Source organism: Nonomuraea sp. NPDC052129, assembly GCF_040680095.1.
Classification (GTDB): domain Bacteria; phylum Actinomycetota; class Actinomycetes; order Streptosporangiales; family Streptosporangiaceae; genus Nonomuraea.
This window is the reverse complement of the sequence record NZ_JBFAVX010000038.1, coordinates 41,630-59,806: the sequence shown is the minus strand read 5'-3', so window position 1 is coordinate 59,806 and position 18,177 is coordinate 41,630. Positions and strand designations below refer to the sequence as shown.

The 18,177-nt window shown below is 69.8% G+C and carries 17 protein-coding genes; 8 read left to right on the top strand and 9 right to left on the bottom strand.

Annotated features, from left to right (window positions below; translation table 11 throughout):
* The first annotated feature begins 13 nt into the window (after positions 1-13).
* The 6 genes from AB0L53_RS49335 (at position 14) to AB0L53_RS49310 (ending at position 7,477) form a co-directional block, all read left to right on the top strand.
* Positions 14-1,642 carry an ABC-F family ATP-binding cassette domain-containing protein gene (locus AB0L53_RS49335; protein WP_358432273.1) on the top strand — a complete coding sequence of 543 codons (1,629 nt, stop codon included), beginning with the start codon at positions 14-16 and terminating at the stop codon, positions 1,640-1,642.
* 118 nt (positions 1,643-1,760) lie between these two features.
* Positions 1,761-3,575: an ABC transporter substrate-binding protein gene (locus tag AB0L53_RS49330; RefSeq protein ID WP_364010762.1), complete on the top strand. Its 1,815-nt coding sequence runs from the start codon at positions 1,761-1,763 to the stop codon at positions 3,573-3,575.
* Complete coding sequence (locus AB0L53_RS49325; protein ID WP_364010759.1) at positions 3,572-4,624, top strand: ABC transporter permease; 1,053 nt, start codon at positions 3,572-3,574, stop codon at positions 4,622-4,624. The genes AB0L53_RS49330 and AB0L53_RS49325 overlap by 4 nt, the downstream gene beginning before the upstream one ends.
* Positions 4,621-5,505 (top strand): ABC transporter permease, encoded by an 885-nt coding sequence (locus tag AB0L53_RS49320; RefSeq protein ID WP_364010753.1) that lies wholly within the window; start codon positions 4,621-4,623, stop codon positions 5,503-5,505. Before AB0L53_RS49325 ends, AB0L53_RS49320 begins: the two co-directional genes overlap by 4 nt.
* Positions 5,502-6,476 (top strand): ABC transporter ATP-binding protein, encoded by a 975-nt coding sequence (locus AB0L53_RS49315; RefSeq protein ID WP_364010750.1) that lies wholly within the window; start codon positions 5,502-5,504, stop codon positions 6,474-6,476. The genes AB0L53_RS49320 and AB0L53_RS49315 overlap by 4 nt, the downstream gene beginning before the upstream one ends.
* Positions 6,473-7,477: an ABC transporter ATP-binding protein gene (locus AB0L53_RS49310; protein ID WP_364010747.1), complete on the top strand. Its 1,005-nt coding sequence runs from the start codon at positions 6,473-6,475 to the stop codon at positions 7,475-7,477. Before AB0L53_RS49315 ends, AB0L53_RS49310 begins: the two co-directional genes overlap by 4 nt.
* Here AB0L53_RS49310 and AB0L53_RS49305 read toward each other — a convergent pair.
* Together AB0L53_RS49305 and AB0L53_RS49300 are read right to left on the bottom strand one after the other, a co-directional pair.
* A complete protein-coding gene (locus tag AB0L53_RS49305; protein WP_364010744.1) occupies positions 7,467-8,291 on the bottom strand; it encodes an NAD(P)H-binding protein in 825 nt (274 codons plus the stop codon). The two genes, AB0L53_RS49310 and AB0L53_RS49305, sit on opposite strands and share 11 nt — an antisense overlap.
* 68 nt (positions 8,292-8,359) lie before the next feature.
* On the bottom strand, positions 8,360-9,535 hold the full coding sequence (locus tag AB0L53_RS49300) for an FAD-dependent monooxygenase (protein ID WP_364010741.1): 1,176 nt from the start codon (positions 9,533-9,535) through the stop codon (positions 8,360-8,362).
* A 73-nt stretch (positions 9,536-9,608) separates the two neighbouring features.
* On the opposite strand from AB0L53_RS49300, the gene AB0L53_RS49295 reads away from it, so the two are divergent.
* Positions 9,609-10,190: a helix-turn-helix domain-containing protein gene (locus AB0L53_RS49295; protein WP_358185469.1), complete on the top strand. Its 582-nt coding sequence runs from the start codon at positions 9,609-9,611 to the stop codon at positions 10,188-10,190.
* Between the two features lie 39 nt (positions 10,191-10,229).
* Here the strand turns inward: AB0L53_RS49295 and AB0L53_RS49290 are convergent, their stop codons facing one another.
* The 6 genes from AB0L53_RS49290 to AB0L53_RS49265 form a co-directional block, all read right to left on the bottom strand.
* Entirely contained in the window at positions 10,230-10,868 is a 639-nt protein-coding gene (locus tag AB0L53_RS49290) for a maleylpyruvate isomerase N-terminal domain-containing protein (RefSeq protein ID WP_364010737.1), read from the bottom strand.
* Between the two features lie 65 nt (positions 10,869-10,933).
* Entirely contained in the window at positions 10,934-11,662 is a 729-nt protein-coding gene (locus tag AB0L53_RS49285; RefSeq protein WP_364010735.1) for a nucleotidyltransferase domain-containing protein, read from the bottom strand.
* Between the two features lie 155 nt (positions 11,663-11,817).
* A complete protein-coding gene (locus AB0L53_RS49280; protein ID WP_364010732.1) occupies positions 11,818-12,594 on the bottom strand; it encodes an SDR family oxidoreductase in 777 nt (258 codons plus the stop codon).
* Positions 12,595-12,656: 62 nt separating this feature from the next.
* Positions 12,657-13,595, bottom strand: a complete 939-nt coding sequence (locus AB0L53_RS49275; protein ID WP_364010729.1) for a ribose-phosphate pyrophosphokinase — start codon at positions 13,593-13,595, stop codon at positions 12,657-12,659.
* Positions 13,596-13,613: 18 nt separating this feature from the next.
* Positions 13,614-14,087 carry a GNAT family N-acetyltransferase gene (locus AB0L53_RS49270; protein ID WP_364010726.1) on the bottom strand — a complete coding sequence of 158 codons (474 nt, stop codon included), beginning with the start codon at positions 14,085-14,087 and terminating at the stop codon, positions 13,614-13,616.
* A complete protein-coding gene (locus AB0L53_RS49265) occupies positions 14,084-14,713 on the bottom strand; it encodes an HAD family phosphatase (RefSeq protein WP_364010723.1) in 630 nt (209 codons plus the stop codon). The genes AB0L53_RS49270 and AB0L53_RS49265 overlap by 4 nt, the downstream gene beginning before the upstream one ends.
* Positions 14,714-14,804: 91 nt before the next feature.
* Between AB0L53_RS49265 and AB0L53_RS49260 the strand changes: the two genes are divergently transcribed.
* Positions 14,805-16,574, top strand: coding sequence for an alkyl sulfatase dimerization domain-containing protein (locus tag AB0L53_RS49260; RefSeq protein ID WP_364010720.1), 1,770 nt, complete (start codon positions 14,805-14,807; stop codon positions 16,572-16,574).
* Between the two features lie 145 nt (positions 16,575-16,719).
* Here the strand turns inward: AB0L53_RS49260 and AB0L53_RS49255 are convergent, their stop codons facing one another.
* Positions 16,720-18,126 (bottom strand): cytosine permease, encoded by a 1,407-nt coding sequence (locus tag AB0L53_RS49255; RefSeq protein WP_364010717.1) that lies wholly within the window; start codon positions 18,124-18,126, stop codon positions 16,720-16,722.
* Positions 18,127-18,177: the final 51 nt, after the last annotated feature.

The following is an 18,177-nucleotide window of genomic DNA, read 5'->3' as shown; positions in this document are numbered from 1 at the left end:
AGCATCGGCCTACATGAGCGCGACGATGGTGGTCAAGGACCTTGCGGCGGGGCACGGCGAGCGGATCCTGTTCTCGAACCTGGATCTGGTGGTGGCCCCCGGCGACGTCATCGGGCTCGTCGGGGCCAACGGCGCCGGGAAGTCCACGCTGCTGCGCCTGCTGGCCGGGATCGATCGGCCCGAGCAGGGCTCCATACGCCTCAGCCCGGCCACGGCCACGGTCGGCCACCTGCCGCAGGAGCCGGAGCGTCGCCCCGGTGAGACGGTCGGGCGGTTCCTGGCCAGGCGCACCGGCGTGGAGCAGGCGCAGCGGGAGCTCGACGACGCCACCCAGGGCCTGGTCGAGGCACGGCCGGGCGCCGACGACGCCTACAGCGTCGCGCTGGAGCGCTGGCTCGCGCTCGGCGGCGCCGACCTGGAGGAGCGGGCGGCGGAGATCGGGCTGCCGGTGGGCATGGACCAGCCCATGACCTCGCTGTCGGGCGGCCAGGCGGCCCGCGCGGGGCTGGCCTCGCTGCTGCTCAGCCGCTACGACCTGTTCCTGCTCGACGAGCCGACCAACGACCTCGACCTCGACGGGCTCGACCGGCTGGAGGGCTTCGTCCAGGGCTTGCGGGCCGGCACGGTGGTGGTCAGCCACGACCGGGAGTTCCTGGCCAGGACCGTCACCAAGGTGCTGGAGCTGGACCTGGCCCAGCAGCAGATCCGCCTGTACGGCGGCGGCTACCAGGCCTATCTGGACGAGCGCGAGGTGGCCAGGAGGCACGCCCGCGAGCGGTACGAGGAGTACGCCGACACCCGCGCCCAGCTGGAGTCCCGCGCCAGGACGCAGCGGGCCTGGATGGAGAAGGGCGTCAAGAACGCCCGGCGCAAGGCGACCGACAACGACAAGATCGGCCGCAACACGCGCATCGAGACGACCGAGAAGCAGGCCGCCAAGGCCCGCCAGTCGGAGAAGCTCATCGAACGCCTCGAGGTGGTCGAGGAGCCGCGCAAGGAGTGGGAGCTGCGGATGGAGATCGCCGCCGCGCCGCGTTCCGGCGCGGTGGTGGCCACGCTGCGCGGCGCGGTGGTCAGGCGGGGCGCGTTCACGCTCGGCCCGGTCGACCTGGAGATCGGCTGGGCCGAGCGGGTGGCGATCACCGGGTCCAACGGCTCGGGCAAGACGACGCTGCTGGCCGCGCTGCTCGGCCGTACCCCGCTCGACGAGGGGCACGCCACACTCGGGCCCGGTGTGGTGGTCGGCGAGGTGGATCAGGTCAGAGGGCTGTTCGAGGGCGGGGAGCCGCTGCTCGACGCGTTCGCCGCGCAGACACCGGAGCTGCCGCCCGCCGAGGTGCGGACGCTACTGGCGAAGTTCGGGCTGCGGGCCGCGCACGTGCTGCGGCCCGCCGACACGCTGTCGCCCGGCGAGCGCACCCGCGCGGCACTGGCGTTGCTGCAGGCTAGAGGCGTTAATCTACTCGTGCTGGACGAGCCGACGAACCATCTCGATCTCCCTGCGATCGAGCAGTTGGAGTCGGCCCTGTCGAGCTATCCAGGCACGCTGCTGCTCGTCACCCACGATCGGCGGATGCTCGACGCCGTGCACGTCGATCGTCGCCTGAGACTGAGTGACGGGTCAGTTCTCGAGTCGGTCTGAAAATTTACACCGCTCAAGGAAACGAAGATGAAACAATTTTCCGGCACTCGTTGACACGCAGTGTTCGTATGGTGTGCCTTTCTCTACACAGGACACCCCCGCCTGAAGGTGAGGCACAATGAGGAAATGGTTCGCACGCCTGGCTCTGCTGGGCGTAGCGGTATTAGTCGCAGGTCAGGGCCAGGCGGCCCAAGCCGCGGAACCGGCAGCGGGGAAGAAGATCGTCCGCATCGGCGCCACGCAGTCGATGGACTCGATGAACCCCTTCCTGGCGGTCAGGCTGGTCTCGTCGGCGATCCAGCGCGAGATGTACAGCTTCCTGACCACGCCCGACCCCAAGACGCTGAAGCCCAGCCCGGACCTGGCCGAGTCGTGGACGACCTCGCCCGACGGGCTCACGTGGGTCTTCAAGATCCGCAGCACCAAGTGGTCCGACGGTCAGCCGGTCACCGCCGAGGACGCGGCCTGGACGTTCAACAAGGTCATGACGGATGACGCGGCCAAGACCGCCAACGGTCCGGCCGTCGAGAACTTCGAGAGCGTCACCGCCAACGGCCAGGAACTGACCATCAAGACCAAGGCGCCGCAGGCGTCCATGCTGGAGAACCCGATCCCGATCATGCCCAAGCATGTCTGGGAGAAGGTCACCGACATGGCCAAGTACGAGGCCGACGTCTACCCGGCCGTGGGCAGCGGGCCGTACATCGCGGTCGAGCACAAGAAGGACCAGTTCGTCAAGCTCAAGGCCAACCCCGACTACTGGCGGGGCAAGCCCAAGGTCGACGAACTGCAGTTCATCTTCTATGACAACCCGCAGGCCGCCATCGCCGGTCTGAAGAAGGGTGACATCGACCTGATCGGCCGCATGACGCCGCCGGACTTCGAGTCGATCAAGGGTGACCCCAACATCGAGCAGTGGAACACCCAGGGCCGCCGCGCGGCGTACCTGGAGGTCAACCCCGGCGCCACCACCACGGACAACAAGCCTGTCGGCGACGGTCACCCCGCGCTGAAGGACCCGAAGGTGCGCACCGCGCTGCACTACGCGATCGACAAGCAGAAGCTGGTCGACGAGGTGCAGAGCGGCCTGGCCAAGCCCGCCGACGGTTCGATCATCCCGCCGCTGTACAAGGAGTTCTTCTGGGAGGCCACGGGCGACCAGAAGGTCACCTACGACGTCGCCAAGGCCAACAAGATCCTCGACGACGCCGGTTACAAGAAGGGCGCCGACGGCGTCCGTACGATGCCCGACGGCAAGAGGAAGCTGGAGTTCCGCTTCAGCATCCACACCGACACCCCGATCGAGGACAAGCTCGCCGAATACCTGACGGGCTTCTTCAAGGAGATCGGCGTCACGCTGACCACAGTGAAGCTCGACTCCAGCAAGTACAGCGAGCAGACGGGCGTCACGGGGCTCTACGACATCGCGATCAGCGGCTGGTCGGTCAACCCCGACCCCGAGGAGGTCCTGGCCACGCACCTGTGCAGCCGGCGGCCCACCCCGTCGGGCGAGGGCGGCGGCACCGAATCGTTCTACTGCGACCCGACCTTCGAGAAGCTCTACCAGGAGCAGCTCAAGGAGCTTGACCGGGCCAAGCGCGTCGAGATCATCAAGAAGATGCAGGAGCGCCTCTACACCGACGCTCCGGTGATCGCGATCTACTACCCGAACGACCTTGAGGGTTACCGCAAGGACCGCATCACCAGCATCACCCCGGTCCCCGAGGACAAGGGCCTGATCTACGGCGGCAGCAGCGGCTACCCGTTCTACGCCATGGACGTCAAGGCCACCGGCGGCACCAGTGCGGCCGGCAGCGACGGCGGCTCCAACACCGGCCTCATCGCCGGTGTGGTCGGCGGCGTGGTGGTCATCGGACTCGTGGCCTTCCTCTTGACCCGGCGTCGCAAGAGCGTCGCCGACGAGCGCGAATGACCACACCGCTCGAAGCAGCGGAGCCCGCCGTCCAGGCGGCGGGCTCCGGTGATGACCGCCCCGCCTACCGCGGCACGCTGAAGTACGCGCTGTCGAAGGTCGGCGGGGCGTTGTTCAGCATCGCGATGGTGATCGTCGGCACGTTCTTCGTGTTCCGGCTGCTGCCCGGCGACCCCGTACGCAACCTCGCGCAGGGCCGCAACATGACCCCGACGCAGCTCGCCCTGGAACGGCACCGGCTCGGCCTGGACAAGTCGCTGATCGACCAGTTCTTCGACTTCGTCGGCAAGACGCTCCACCTCGACCTGGGCACCTCCTACGAGTACAACCGGCCGGTCCTCAGCCTCATCGGCGAGCGCTTCCCCGCGACGCTGCTGCTCGCGGGTGGGGGCCTGGTCATCGCGGTCGGCCTCGGGATCTGGCAGGGCCAGCGGGCCGGCTGGCAGCGCGGCAGCCGCTTCGACCAGATCTCCACGGGCGTCTCGCTGGTGTTGTGGTCCATGCCGACGTTCTGGCTGGGGCTGCTCCTGCTCATGGTGTTCGGCGTCGGGATCGGCCCGATTCCCGGCATCTTCCCGACCCGGGGCATCGAGAGCGTGGACGCGCCCGACGGTTTCGCCTACGTGCTCGACGTCGGCATGCACATGGTGCTGCCGTGCCTGACCCTCGTGGCCGTGGTCTATGCCCAATACCTGCTGGTCATGCGCTCGTCGCTGCTGGAGGAGGTCAGCCAGGACTACGTGAACGTGGCCCGCGCCAAGGGCCTGCGCGACGACCAGGTGCGCCGCCGCCACGCGGTCCCCAACGCGCTGCTGCCCACGGTGACGCTGGTGTTCATGCGCATCGGCTTCGTGGTCGGCGGCGCGGTCACCGTCGAGACGATCTACAGCTGGCCGGGGCTCGGGCAGCTGTTCTACGAGGCGGTCAGGGTGCCTGACTTCACACTCATGCAGGGCACGTTCATGCTGATCACGGTGGCCGTGATCCTCATGAACACGCTGGCCGACGTGGTCTATCACATCATCGACCCGAGGGTGAGGTCGGCATGACCGCTGTGGCCACGTCCCGCAGGCGTCTGGCGCTCGGCCGCTTCTGGCGCAGTTTCCGTCAGGAGCGGGCCGGGATGGCCGGGCTGGTGGTGCTCGTCACCGCGGTCGTTTTGGCGCTGGTCGCGCCGCTGTTCATCGATGACGGCGTGACCAGCGTGGTGTCCGGCACGGCGGCCAAGTGGGCGCCGCCCAGCCTCGCGGAGCCCTTCGGCACCGACGAGTCCGGCCGGTCCGTCCTGCTGATGGTCTGGTGGGGCTCGCGTACCTCGCTGCTCATCGGCTTCCTCGCCGCCCTGCTGAGCATCGTGATCGGCATGGTCATCGGCATCGCCGCCGGGCACTTCCGCGGCTGGATCGGGGCCGTGCTCATGCGGGTCACCGACTGGTTCCTGGTGCTGCCCTCGCTGATCACGGCGCTGGTGCTGGCGGCCATCCTGGGCGGCAGCACGGCCACGATCATCGTGGCCATCGGCATCACCACCTGGCCGTCCACCGCCCGGCTGATCAGGTCTCAGACGCTGTCCGTCGAGGCCAGGCCGTACATCGAGCGGTCCAAGGCGCTCGGCGGTGGGCACTGGCACATCACCACGCGGCACGTGCTGCCGAACGTGGCGCCGCTGCTGCTGGCCAGCACCACGCTGGAGGTCGCCAGCGCGATCGTCACCGAATCCACGCTGGCCTTCCTCGGCGTCAGCTCGAACAAGACCTCCTGGGGCACGATGCTGCGCGCGTCCTACGACTTCGGCGCCGCCACCCAGGGCGCGTGGTGGTACATCCTCATTCCCGGCCTCTGCATCCTGGCCGTCGTCATGGCGTTCACGCTGGTGGGACGCGCGCTGGAAGCCGTGCTCAACCCGCGACTCAGGAAGGCGGGCGCATGACTCTCCTCGAACTCGACGACCTCTCGGTGACCTACCGGATCGCCTCCGGCGAGGTGCCCGCCGTACGGGGAGTGTCGCTGAAACTGGAGTCGGGCGCGGCGCTCGGGGTAGCCGGTGAGTCGGGATCCGGCAAGTCGACACTGGCCATGGCGCTGCTGCGGCTCCTGCCCCGCGACGCCCGCGTCGGCGGCCGGATCCTGCTCGACGGCGAGGACATCCTGGCCATGAAATGGGGCCGCATGCGCGCGGTCCGCTGGGCCGAGGCGTCGATCGTCTTCCAGGGCGCCCAGCACGGTCTCAACCCGGTCCGCAAGATCGGCGACCAGATCGCCGAGCCGCTGCTGGTGCACAACCTGGCCAAGCCCGACCAGGCCGGCAAACGGGTGGCCGAGCTGCTCGAACAGGTCGGCCTGCCCGCCTGGCGGGCCCGCAGCTACCCGCACGAGCTGTCCGGCGGCCAGCGGCAGCGCGTGATGATCGCGATGGCCCTGGCCTGCTCGCCCCGGCTGATCATCGCCGACGAGCCGACGACCGCGCTCGACGTGATGGTCCAGGCCCAGGTGCTGACGCTGATCAAAGAGCTGATCGCCGAGCGGAACATCTCGCTGATCATGATCTCGCACGACCTGTCGGTGCTCGCCGACGTCTGCGGGCAGCTCGCGGTCATGTACGCGGGCCGCGTCGTGGAGCACGGCCCGTCGCGCGAGGTGTTCCACGAGGCCAAGCATCCTTACACGCGGGCTTTGGCGGCGGCGTTCCCCACGGTCGGCGACCCGGTGTCGCGACTGGCGCCCAAGGGCCTCGGCGGCGATCCGCCGGACCCGATGGACCTGCCCACCGGCTGCGTCTTCCATCCGCGCTGCTCGGTGGCGCTGGAGGAGTGCGCGACCCTCGATGTCGGGCTCTGGCCCGCGGGCGACAGCCGTACCGCTGCCTGCGTGCACGTACGGGCGAAGGAGGAGGCCTCATGACCGAGACGGAGACGTCCTCGGAGACCGTCGCCACGGGGCGCACCACCCTGCTGGAGGCCCGTGACCTGCACGTGGAGTTCCCGTCGCGCGGGCGGCGGGCCCGCGCGGTCGACGGGGTGAACCTGGCGATCGGCGCCGGCGAGATCGTGGCCCTCGTCGGTGAGTCCGGCTGCGGCAAGACCACGCTGGCGCGCACGCTGATGGGCCTGGAACGGCCCACTTCGGGGACGGTCGCCTATGACGGTAAGGAGCTGGACTACCACTCCAAGGCGCTCAAGGCGTACCGGAAGGCCGTGCAGCTGGTCCTGCAGGACCCGATGGGCTCGCTGAACCCGCGGCACACCGTCTACGAGGCGGTCGCCGAAGGACCGCGTATCCACGGCCTGTCCGGCGAGCGGGAGATCGTGGCCGAGGCGCTGTCCAGGGCCGGGCTGCGGCCTCCTGAGCGGTTCTTCCTGCGCTACCCGCATGAGCTGTCGGGCGGGCAGCGGCAGCGCGTGGTCATCGCCGGCGCGCTGGCCCTCAACCCGAAGGTGCTGGTCGCCGACGAGCCGGTGGCCTCGCTGGACGCCTCGGTGCGGGGCGAGATCCTCGCGCTGCTGCTCCGGCTCCGCGCGGACCTGGGCCTGTCCGCGCTGGTCGTCACCCATGACCTCGGGCTGGCCTGGAACATCGCCGACCGGGTCGCGGTCATGTACCTCGGCCGGATCGTCGAGGCGGGCCCGGTCGAGCAGGTGCTGACCGCTCCGCGCCATCCGTACACCCAGGCCCTGATGTCGGTGCTGCCGGAGTCGCCCGAGCGGATCGTGCTGACCGGCGAGCCGCCGGACCCGACGCGGATCCCGGGTGGCTGCCGCTTCCACGCCCGCTGCCAGGTGCTCGCCTCCGGCAAGGCGGCCGAGGCGGGCGTGGACGCCAAGTGCAGGTCGCAGCAGCTCGACATCCTGCCCGCCACGCCGGCCGCGCGGGCGGCCTGCCATTACGCGGAGCTCAGCGCTTGAACGCGGCGGCGTGTTCGGCGGCCCACTCGGCGAAGGAACGCGGTGCCCGGCCGGTGACCTGCTCGACGGTCGGGACCACCGTGTAGCCGATCTCAGGGGTATTGCCGAGCGCGCCGATGAGGAACTCGATCGTCTCCGCGCCCATGCCGTCGGCGCGCCACTTCGCGCGGGCCTCGGCCTCGGAGAGTTCGACGAACCGGATCTCCTGGCCGACGGCTTCGCTGAGGATGCGCACCTTCTCCGTGGTGGTGATGGCCTGCGGCCCGGTCAGCGTGTACGTCTTCCCCGCGTGGCCATCGCTCGTCAGCACGGTGGCCGCCACCGCGGCGATGTCACGCTCATGCACCATGGCGCTGAGCCGGCTGCCGAACGGCTCCCTGATAGCGCCCTCGGCCTTGATCGTCTGGGCCCACCACTGCAGCGTGTTGGACATGAACTCGACCGGTGTCAGCAGCGTCCACTCCAGCTCACTGGCGGCCAGGGCCTGCTCCAGCGGGCCGTCGGCGCGCCCGCCCAGGACGGTGACCTTGCGCACGCCCGACTTGACGGCCAGTTCCACGATCTGCTCGCCGGTCTTCAGCGGCGCGTAGTCGTCGCCGGCGAAGTTGATGAGGTGAACGGCCTCGACGCCCTCGAAGGCGGTCGTGAGGCTGCCCGGCTCGGCCAGGTCCCCGGCGACGACCTCCACGCCCTCGGGCAGGTCGGCCTTGGCCGGGTTGCGGGTCAGGGCACGCACCTGGTGCCCGTTCCGGGCGAGCTCGTCGACGATGAGGCGGCCGACGGTTCCGGTGGCACCGGTGACGAGGATCGTCATGAAAGGCTCCTTCTGGCATTTATGCGGAACGGAACGTTCGATTCCTTATTCTATCAGAACGGAACGCTTTATTCCACATAGGTCTTCAGCGCGATGGCCGTCGCGGCGCGGGCCATCGGCCCGGTGACGCGGTCGATCATCCGGTCGCGGCCGGGCAGGTGGGGGAGCAGCCTGAGCATCCTGGTCTGGAACCAGATGACCGCGCGTGAGGGCAGCACCATGCCCTTGACGTTGGCCGGGCCCAGCTGCTGGTTGACGTCCACGAAGGCGCGCATCTCCCGCTCGTAGCCGTCGACGCCGCCGCCGGAGGCCAGCTCGCCGGCCAGCACATACGCCCCTACCAGGGCGAGGCTGGTGCCCTGGCCCGACGCCGGCGAGGCGCAGTAGGCGGCGTCGCCGACCAGCACGACCCGGCCCTTGGACCAGCGGTCCATGTGGATCTGGCTGACGGAGTCGAAGTAGAAGTCCGTCGATCCGCGCACGGCCTCCAGCAGCGCCGGCACCTCCCACTCGACCCCGGCCATGGCCTGGGCCAGCAACTCCTTCTGCTGCTCCGGGTCGCGGCGGTCGTAGGCGAGCGGCTGCGACGACCACATGAACAGCGCCTTGGCGTCGCTGTCCTGCTTCGTGCTGTAGACGTTCGCGGTCCGGCCGGGGGCGGCGTGGACCGCCTCCTCGCGGTCGAGGCCCAGGCGGTTGGGGACCGTACAGATCGAGATGTAGTAGCCGAGATCGCGCACGAACGCCGACTCCGCGCCGAAGACCAGTCCACGCGTGTTGGAGTGCATCCCGTCAGCCCCGACGACCAGGTCGAACCGCCGCGGCGCCGACCGCTCGAACGTCACCATCCCGTCCTCGGCGATGCCGGTGATGGAGTCGTCGAAGATGTACTCCACGTCGTCGCGGGTCAGGTCGTAGAGGAGTTCGTTGAGGTCGCCGCGCATGATCTCGGTGTCGGCGCCCTCGCGCCCGCCGAACAGGTCGGCGTCCATCTCCGCGATCCGCCGGCCCTTGCCGTCGTAGTGCGTCGCGATCCGCATGTCGGTGCTCCTGGCGCGGACCGCGTCGAGCAGGCCCATCCGCTCGACCACGTCGAGCGCCACGCCGCGGATGTCGACCTTGTAGCCGCCCTCGCGGATCGAGGGCGCCCGCTCCACCACGGTGGGGGTGAAGCCGTGCTGCCGCAGCCAGTAAGCCGTCGCGGTGCCGGCGATGCTCGCGCCGGAGATCAGGATGTTCGTCATGCCCTGAAAGGTACAGTCGTCTCAGACGCTTGTCTAGTACGGATTTCTCAGACGTTCGTGTTACACTTTGGGCATGGGAAATCGTGAAGACCTGCTGGCCGGGGCCAAGCGCTGCCTGATCGAGAAGGGCTACTCGCGCACGACGGCGCGCGACATCGCCACGGCCTCCGGAGTGAGCCTGGCGGGCATCGGCTATCACTTCAGGTCGAAGGACGCGCTGATGAACGAGGTGCTGTTCGAGGTGATGCGGGAGTGGGGCGACGACCTGGCGGCGACGCTGGCCGCCGACGTCAAGCACGCCGACGTCAAGGCCAACACGGAGCCGCTCGAACGCTTCGAGGCGGCATGGGACCGGGTGATCGAGTCATTCGACCGGCTGCGGCCGCTCTGGGTCACCCAGTTCGAGCTGCTGGGCCAGATCGACCACCTGCCCGACATCCGGGAGCAGCTCGTGGCCGGCATTCAGGAAGGGCGTCAGGGGCTCGCGGAGTTGTTCGAGGGCATCGACCCGGCGGCGGAGCCTGAGCGGGCGCGGCTGGTCGGCACGTTTTATCAGGCCATGCTGACGGGGTTCCTGTCGCAGTGGCTGATCGATCCCGACAGTGCGCTGTCGGGCCGCGAAGTGGTCGCGGCCCTGCGCATGGTCCAGAGGTAGCTTCTCGTGTGGGTCGGAAGGCGCTGATCGTGGCGCGGGTCAGAAGGCGCTGATCGTGGCGGGCGCCCGCTCGGCCCTGCTCAGCGTGCGGATCACCGCCGTCGCGCCATGACGGTGTACGGCCAGCCGCGCCAGCAGCTCGACGACCGGCTCGACGACCGCGGCCGGCAGCTCGGGAGTCTCCACACCCACACTGGCGGCCAGGTCGTCGGAGTGCACGACCAGTTCCATCAGGCGGGTGAGCAGGAGGTCGTCGAACCGGAGCGACCAGCCCGACCACGGCAGGTACACCACCTTGTCGCTGGGCTGCACGGGCAGGGCGACCCGCTGCCGGTCGAACAGCTCGCCCGCCCTGGCGGCCAGCGCCACCGGGCCGTCTGCGGCGGCCACCTCACCGGCCCGCCGGATGCCCACATTGCTCTCGTGGTCGAGGCCTGCCTGCACCCACGGCGACCTGGTGAAGTGCTCGATCAGCGGGATCGGCTCACCGGGCGGCCCGCCGTCCTCGAGCAGGTTGTCGACCCGGACGATCTGGTGGGCCAGGTGCGCGGCCAGGCCGGCCACGCTGAACTCGGTCAACGCGCTCGGCTTCTCCCACGCGGCGGCCACGGCCGGCTCACGCAGGAGCGCCACCGCGGACGACGCGGCGACCAGATAGGACTCCCTGATCTCCCCCATGTCCCGCCTTTCCCCGTTTTCTGGTGGTGACCCGGCAAAGACTATCCGGGGTCGTGTTCTGATCGTCAGCCGAGGGCACGCTTGATCGCCGCCCTGATGAAGACCCTGGCCAGGGTTCCGCGCCTGAACCGGCTCAGGAACGGCCGCGGCAGGCCGTACCTGCGGGCTCGGATGTCCGCCACCACGTTCATCGGCGCACCGAGCTCGGCCAGCACGTCCAGGGCCTCCCGCTTGGTGATCAGCCGTCCGTCCCGCAACGTGACCGTCGCCCTCGCCACAGTGATCATCCCAAGATCCACCCAGATGTCCCGCAGCCACAGCTTGCGCGCGCGCGTCTTGACCAGCCAGAAGTCCCGGAGATCCGCCCGGATGAACTCGCTCAGCTCCTCGTCCGACACCGGCGGCAGCAGGCCCGCGGGCGGCGCGCCGTACAGCTCGAGAGCGCCCGAGTGCAGCTCACGACGGGTCACCGGGGTGACCGGCCGCTCGTACAGCTCCTGGTGCGCCCAGGTCACGTGGTCGGTCGCGAAGTCACTCAACCGATGTCTGGGCACGTAGGAGCAGTGCAGATGCTCGGCGAGCGGCAGAACGATCTCCTCGTGCAGCTTGGCCAGCCCCTGCCGCTGCTCCTCGGTGAGGTCCGTCTCGACCACCGCGATGAGATCGAGATCGCTCTTGCCCGGCTGGTAGTCACCCGCCGCGAGCGACCCGTGCGCCCACAGGGCGACCAGGGGTACGGCCGGCCTGATGTCGTGGAGGAAACGGGTTAGCAGAAGATCGGTGGGCGCATGCATGATGGCCACTATGGTCGACACGAGACGCGACGGAAAAGTGGCCCTGGTCACCGGCCTGGGCCGCACTGTCGGCGCCGGCATCGCCCGCCAGCTGGCGGCTGCTGATGAGCAACGGCGGCTTCGCCTAGAGCGGCGTCCACGACGGACCGTCTTCCTCAGAGCGCGTGGCCCCCCGCCACCTGGAGGACCTGGCCGGTGATCCACCGAGCCTGGTGCGAGGCGAGGAACACGACGGCGTCGGCGATGTCGGTGGGCTCTCCCACCCGCCCCAGCGGCACGATCTCGCCGACCCGCGCGCACATCTCGGCGTCCATCCAGCCGGTCTGCACCGGGCCAGGAGCCACGGCGTTGACCCGGATGCCGGCCGCACCGAGGTCGAGCGCGGCCGCCCGCGTAAGGGCCTCCAGCGCCGCCTTGGACGTTCCGTACCCGATCTGGCCGGGGAAGGCGCGGGCGGCATCCGTGGAGACGTTCACCACGCACGGCTCGCGGCCGGCCCGCTGCCGGCTCGCCAGTTCGGAGACGAGCAGCGCGGGGGCGATCGCGTTGACCTCGTAGTGGCGGCGCAGGCCGTCGGCGGTCAGGGCACCGAAGGTGTCCGGGGTCTCGCAGTGCGCGGCGTTGTTCACCAGCACGTCGACCGGCCCCAGCAGCCGCTCGACCGTGTCGAACAGCTGCCGCGCCGCCTCCGGCTCACGTAGGTCGGCGGGTACGGCCACCGCGTCGCGGAGCCCGGCGGCCAGCGCCTCGGCGATATCCCTGGCGGGGGTGAGGTGCTCCCAGGTGACGCCCGGGGGAGCGGGCCTCTCGCTGAAGTAGTGCACGGCCACCCGCGCCCCCTCAGCCGAGAAGGCCCGCGTGACCGCCGCCCCGATCCCTCCACTGGCACCGGTGACGAGAACGGTCCGACCGGCGAGTTTCGTATCGATCATCCGAAGAGCATGTCGCGATAAATCCCCCCATGGCGAGCCAGGGGACCGAAACCGGCCTTTTGTCAGGGCGCGCTGAACAGCGCGCTCACCGACTCCCCGTCGTGGATCCGCCGCATCGCCTCGGCCAGCGCCGGGGCGATCGACAGGACCGTGAGCTTGTCCGTGGGCTTGGGCACGGGCACGGTGTTGGTGCAGACGATCTCCTCGACCTCGGGCAGCGCGCTCAGCCGCTCGATCGACCCGGCCGCGAACAGCCCATGCGTGCACGCCACGCGTACGGAGTTGACGCCGCGCTCGCGCAGCCGGTCGAGCAGCTCGATGACGGTCGTGCCCTTGGCGATCTCGTCGTCCAGGATGATCACGTCCTTGCCCTTGACCTCGCCGATCACCGAGCTGATCACCACCCGGTCGTCGCTGAAGCGCTGCTTGGCCCCCATCGCCACGTCGGTGCCGAGCAGCCGGGCGAAGTGCGCGGCCTCCTTGGCGTTGCCCAGGTCGGGGGAGACGACGACGGTGTTGGACAGGTCGTAGCGGCGGAAATGGGCGGCCAGCTCGCGCAGCGCGTGCAGGTGGTCGACGGGCACGCTGAAGAAGCCGTGCACCTGCGGCGAGTGCAGCGTCATCGTCAGCACCCGCCCGGCGCCCGCCGTCACCAGCAGATCCGCCACCAGCCTGGCCCCCATGGAGATACGCGGCGCGTCCTTTTTGTCGCTCCGGGCAAACGCGTAGTGCGGCATCACCACGGTCGTCCTGGCAGCGGACGCCCCACGGGCGGCGTCGAGCATCAGCAGCAGCTCGACCAGGTTCTCCTGTACGGGTGGAACCAGCGGCTGGATGATGAAGACGTCGCGTTCTCTGCAGTTGGCCTGGAGCTGGACCTCCAGCACGTCATTGGCGAAGCGGTTGACCTTGACCGGGTGGAGCGGGGTGCCCAGGTGGGAGCAGATCTCCTCAGCCAGGTCGGGGTGGGCACTGCCACTGAATACCGTGATGTCTCGCACGATTCCGAAAGGATAGCTTCACGGGCTCAGGTAATGGTGCACCAGGGCGGGTTCACCGGCCGCGTTGAGCCACCGGGCCCGGGAGGTGGCGACGCGCTGCCAGCCGTACCTCTCGTAGGCGGCGATGGCCGCCCGGCCCTCGTCGGATACCTCCAACGTGAGACGTCCGTCCTCGTCGGCGAGGGCGGTGTCCAGCAGACGGGCGGCAAGCCCGCCACGCCGGGCGGACGGCGTGACGAACAGACGGGTCACGGACGCGCGGACGGGCGCGCCGACCAGCTCGGCCACCCGCGACTCGACCTGAGCGAGTCCGACATGGCCGACTATGGCGCCCTGCTCGTCCAGGGCGATCCAGGCTCGGAGCAGGTCGCCGGGCGTGAGCCAGCGGTGCGGATCGTCGGGCCAGTCCACGGGGTAGCGGTCGGCGGCCTGAACCTCGGCCAGCGCCTGTACGCACGCGTCGAGATCGGCGGGAGTTCTGAGCCGGATCATCGCTGAAGCGCCGCGACCGTGAGGGAGTCGAGATCGGGGACGACCTTCCAGGCGAGCGCCAGCGCGTCGGAGGCGGGCGGGTAGCGGGGATGGGGCACGGCGATCACGCGCATCCCGGCCGCGTGCGCCGAGCGCAGGCCGTTGCTCGAATCCTCCACCGCCACGCTCTCGCGCGGATCGACCCCCAGCTTGGCGGTCGCCTCCAGGTAGCCGTCGGGGGCGGGCTTGCCGCGCGGTACCTCCTCGGTGGAGACCGTGACGGCGAAGCAGTCACGGAAGTCGGCCGCGTCCAGCACCACCTCGATCAACGCGCGCGGCGAGGAACTGGCCAGGCCCAGCGTGAGGTCCGCCGCCAGGCGCCGTACCGCCTCGGGCGCCCCCTTCATCAGCGGTACGCCGTGCCGGTAGCGCTCGGCCATCTGGTCCACCACGCCGCGCGCGATCTCGTCCGGAGGCAGCGCCACGCCGAGTTCGTGCAGGTAGGCAGCCCATTCCTGGGTGCTCATCCCCATGAGCCTGGACTGGGTGTCCTCCTGCCAGGTGCCGCCGTGTTCGGCGACGAACGCCCGCCGTACCTCCTCCCAGACCGGCTCGGAGTCGACGAGTACGCCGTCGAGATCGAACACGCACGCTTCCACGGAACCCCCTAGCGGGCTTTGTCGGGATTGCCCATTAACGAGGATATGCGTTGACCGGTTCTCGGGAATGGGCCTGGGCATGGCCGACCTTCCGCTCCACGACCGCGGCGACTTCGAGGCGGCGGTGGACCGCGGCTTCATCGCGAAGTTCAGTCCGGCGGTGGTCAGCGCCGTCGACAGCAAGGTCATCTGGGACGGCGAGTCGGCCGCCTTCCTGGAGCAGGAGTGCCCCAGCAGCGCGCATCCCAGCCTGTGGCGGCAGGCGCGGCTCTCCGCCAGGCAGGGGCTGTACGAGGTGACGGACGGCGTCTACCAGGTGCGCGGGTTCGACCTGTCGAACATGTCGATCGTCGAGGGCGACTCCGGCGTGATCATCATCGACCCGCTCATCTCCACCGAGTGCGCCGCCGCGGCGCTGCGCCTCTACCGAACCCATCGCGGCGCCCGGCCCGTGACCGGGGTGATCTACACGCATCCGCACGTCGACCACTTCGGCGGCGTGCGCGGCGTCACCGGCGGCGGCGTGCCGATCCTGGCGCCCGCGGGCTTCCTGCGGAACGTGGCCCGCGAGCACCTGCACGCCTGGTCCGCCACGGCCCGCCGATCCGTCTACCTGTACGGCCAGGCCCTCGAACGATCTCCCGATGGCCAGATCGGTACGGGCCTGGGCAAGACCCGCTCCATCTCGCTCATCGCCCCCACGGTCGACGTCGAACGTACGGGACAGGAGGAGACGGTCGACGGGGTACGCATCGTCTTCCAGCTCGCCCAGTCGCCACCGGAGCTGGCCCTGTACCTGCCCGGCCGCCGGGCCCTGTGCCTGGGCGAGAACGCCACCCGCAACCCGCACAACCTCCTGCCCCTGCGGGACGCCAAGGCCCTGGCCCGGCAACTGGACGAGACGGTCGCGCTGTTCGCGGCCGAGCTCGACGTCGCCTTCGCCTCGCACCACTGGCCCACCTGGGGCGGCCCGGAGATCACCCGGTTCCTGTCGCAGCAGCGTGACCTGCACTCCTACCTGCACGATCAGACCCTTCGGCTGATGAACAAGGGCCTGACCGGTGCCGAGATCGCCGAGGCCATGCGGGTGCCGCCCGAGCTGGAGCAGGTCTGGCACACGCACGGCTACCACGGGCCGGTCGGCCACAGCGTCAAGGCCATCTACCAGCGCTACCTGGGCTGGTTCGACGGCAACCCCGCGCACCTGTGGGAGCACCCGCCGAGGGAGAGCGCGACCCGCTACGTGGAGTGCCTCGGCGGCGGGGCGGCCGTCGTCGCCTTCGCCCGGCGCTACCTCAAGGAGAACGACCTGCGCTTCGCCGCCCAACTGCTCAACCACGCGGTCTTCGCCGACGAGGGCAACAAGGAGGCGCGTGACCTGCTCGCCGAGGTGTACACCCGGCTCGGGCACGGCGCTGAGAACGCCACCTGGCGCAACCTCTACCTGACGGGCGCGCTGGAGCTGAGCGACGGCGTCGTGCCGGCCGCCACGGAGCGGGCCGCGCCCGGCCTGGTCGCGGCGCTCGGCGTCGACCAGATCCTCGACTCTATCGCCATCCGGATCGACGGGCCGCGGGCCTGGAACGAGAGCCTGTCCATCGACTGGCACCTGACCGATCTGGGCGAGAGGTACCGGACCACGCTGTCGAACGGCGCCCTCATCCAGCACGCCGACCCGCCCGAGGGGCCGGTCGACCTGACCTTGCGACTGACCAAGGCGCAGCTGCTCGGCCTGCTGGCCGGCCGGGGGGTCGAGCGGGTCGAACGAGAAGGCGACATCGGCGTACTGCGGCGCCTGGTGGCCGTACTCGACCACCCGATACCCGACTTCGCCATCGTGACCGCCTAACACGGTCTACCCCGGAGGGGGTGTCCGTCCTTGGAGCCTGTGCCAGGACGGACCGGCCCCCCCGGAGGGAGGTATCTCCCAAAGGAACCCCAGCCACCATGGACCGTCGCAGGGGTTGAGACCGTCGTGTGACGGACCGGGGCGCTCAGCCGCTACGGCGGGGCGCCAGACTCGAAATCGCGAAGTAGAGAACCCCCGCCAGCACCAGCGCGACCACCACGCCGATATTGGCCGCCCCGAACGTCCCCGCCCTCATCTGATCGCTCATCAGGAAACCGACCACCCGGGCGATGTTCGGGTCGGTGGAGGTGATGAGCCCGACACCCACGACAGACGCCGCGACCAGCGAGATCACCCCGGACCAGTTCAGAGCGGGCGCCCCGGGCCGAAGCAGCCGCTCGTCGTAGGACCGCCCGCCCGCCCGCCGGAGCCACATGTCGACGAGGAAGACGGCCACCCAGGCGGCCATCACCACCCCGATGATCGCCAGGAACGCCTGGAAGGTCGCCAGGAAGCTGGTCGAGACGAACAGCAGGTAGTAGCCGCCGAGCACCATCAGCGCGCCGTCGACCAGCACCGCGTAGTGCCGCTTGATCGGCACCCCCAGCGCCAGCATGGACAGCCCCGACGAGTAGATGTCCATGATCGCCCCGGCCAGGAAGCCACCGATGGCGGTCAGCAGGTACGGCAGCAGGAACCAGGTCGGCAGCGCCGCCGCCAGCGCCCCGACCGGATCCGCGCCCGCGGCCTGGGCCAGCTTGGGGTCGCCGCCGGCCAGCAGCACACCGAAGACGAGCAGCACCATGGGCGGCACCGCCCCGCCCACCGTCGTCCACAGCGCCACCGACGAGGGCTTGGACGCGGTGGGCAGGTAGCGCGAGTAGTCGGCGCCGCAGTTGACCCAGCCCAGGCCGAGCAGCGTCATCGCGAAGATGACCGCGCCCACCCAGCCGCCGGGGCCCGCGGTGGTGTCCAGCGAGGTGCCGAGCTTCGGGGCCATGAGGATCATGTACACGACGGTCAGCACGATGAACGCGTATGTCAGGTACCGCTGCACCGCCATGATCAACGCGTGGCCGTACACTCCGATCACGATCGTGAGCAACGCGGCGACCGCGAAGCAGACCGCCATGGCGGTCGTGCCGGGAATGCCGGGCGCGACCCGCTTCAGGATCGCCGCGCCGCCCTGCGCCGACAGCGTCACGAGCACGATCTCCCAGCCGACGTTCGAGACATAGGAGAGTACGGCCGGCAGCTTGTTGCCCTGGTAGCCGAAGGGGGCGCGGCCGAGCGTCATCGTCGGCACCCCCGACCGGGTGCCCGCGATGGCGACCAGCCCGACCAGCCCGAACGAGAGCGCGTAACCGATCGCTCCCGTGATGATCGCCGGGACGACGCCCAGACCGAGCCCGACGATGTAGACACCGAAGGCGACGCCGAAGAGGGAGAGGTTGGCGCCGGCCCATGGCCATAACAGGTCCCGAGGCGTGCCCCGCCGCTCGGCTGCCGGAACGGCGTTGATGCCGTTCTGCTCAACGGTCATCATGTCCATGATCGGACGGTACACCCGGCAACCGCGCCGCCCCAGAGCAGGTGATCGGAC